Below are 1,308 nucleotides of genomic sequence, written 5' to 3'. Positions count from 1 at the left end.
TTGCACAAATTCAGCACCACGATGGTGCAAAACAACGCCGCCATCTTTGTGGGCGACGTGGCCAGCGCCAAGCTGGTCAAGACCCGTATGGCCAAAAGCACGCTGGACGCGGGCTGGGCCATGCTGAAAACCATGTTGGAACAAAAGAGCCATCAGGCCGGTGTGGTGTTCGAGGTCGTGAACGAAGCGTATTCAACCCAGACTTGCTCGTGCTGCGGGGTGATACCCGCCAGCAGTCCGAAAGGTAGGGCGGGTTTGCGAATAAGGGAATGGACGTGCAGCGAATGCGGAGCGGTACACGACCGCGACGTGAACGCGGCCAAAAACATTCTCGCGGCGGGGCATCGCCGTCTGGCAGCAGGAATCCCCGTCCGCTAGGACGGGGAGGATGTCAAAGCGTTGCGGATTGGCTCCTTGCGCTACCAAATGTGCGATGTTGCTGGCGTGGTAGTCGAACACCACGTGCGCCTTGAGCCAGTCGAGGTAGCGCGGTGTGACCAGCGCGGAGTTTGAGCCCAACTGTTCAAAGTTGAACACAATCAACTCGTCGGCGGGGATGCCGTGCAGCAAAGTCTCATCGGGGTGACCGCCCAGCACGATGCTCAACACGCCCGGTTCGACGCAGTGAACCAGATGATCGGACGCAAAACCCGCCAGCCGGATGCTATCGCGCAAAAACCGCGCCGCCTCCGAAAACACGTAGGGCAGCGGCGCGTAGCGGTTGATCTCGATGACGTTGATTTTCATGGATGCGATGGCGGATTTTCCAGCAGTTCCTGCCGTAACACGGTGCCATCGGAGCCACAAGTACAACGCCGCACGCGGCCATCGGGCAGCGTCTCGAACGTCGTTTTCCGTGCTGCGCGGCCCGCGTCGCGGGCTTGCAGATGTGTTGCGTTCAATTGTTAAGCCGGGGAATGTGTCTTGGCCCAGTCGGCCAGCACTTGTGCGGCACGGGTTTGCCAGCCTTTGCCGCTGGCCCGCCAAGTGGCGAGCGCATCCGGGTCGAGCCGCAGCGTGACAGGCTGTTTGTGCGTAGTTTGGGGGGGGCGGCCCCGGCGTGCTGCGATTTGTTCGGGTGTGGTGATGCGGGCATAAACGCCAGCTTGGGCTTCGGCCAGCCCTTGTTCCAGATCACGCATGAGTTGTGCGGTGTCGGCATCCACCCCTGGGTATGCAGTTGGATGGTCAGGCATCGTAAAGCTCCTTCAAACGGTTCAAGAAAGCGGTGGGCAGGTTGTCTGCATCGCCTTTGGCGTAGGCGGTAATCAAAATGACCCAGACTGAGCGGCAAGCCTCGGGGTTCAG

General features: G+C 60.5%; 2 protein-coding genes. One reads left to right on the top strand and one right to left on the bottom strand.

What is annotated here, in order from left to right; translation table 11 throughout:
* Positions 1-378 (top strand): RNA-guided endonuclease InsQ/TnpB family protein (locus tag CON76_RS04300; protein ID WP_145995327.1); only part of this gene is annotated, 378 nt, incomplete at its 5' end.
* 527 nt (positions 379-905) lie between these two features.
* Here the strand turns inward: CON76_RS04300 and CON76_RS04295 are convergent.
* Positions 906-1,196, bottom strand: a complete 291-nt coding sequence (locus CON76_RS04295; RefSeq protein ID WP_101102127.1) for a BrnA antitoxin family protein — start codon at positions 1,194-1,196, stop codon at positions 906-908.
* Positions 1,197-1,308: the final 112 nt, after the last annotated feature.

This window comes from Macromonas bipunctata (assembly GCF_002837135.1).
Taxonomy (GTDB): domain Bacteria; phylum Pseudomonadota; class Gammaproteobacteria; order Burkholderiales; family Burkholderiaceae_C; genus Macromonas_A; species Macromonas_A bipunctata.
The sequence above is the reverse complement of the archived record's forward strand: the minus strand, read 5'-3'. Positions and strand labels throughout refer to the sequence as shown.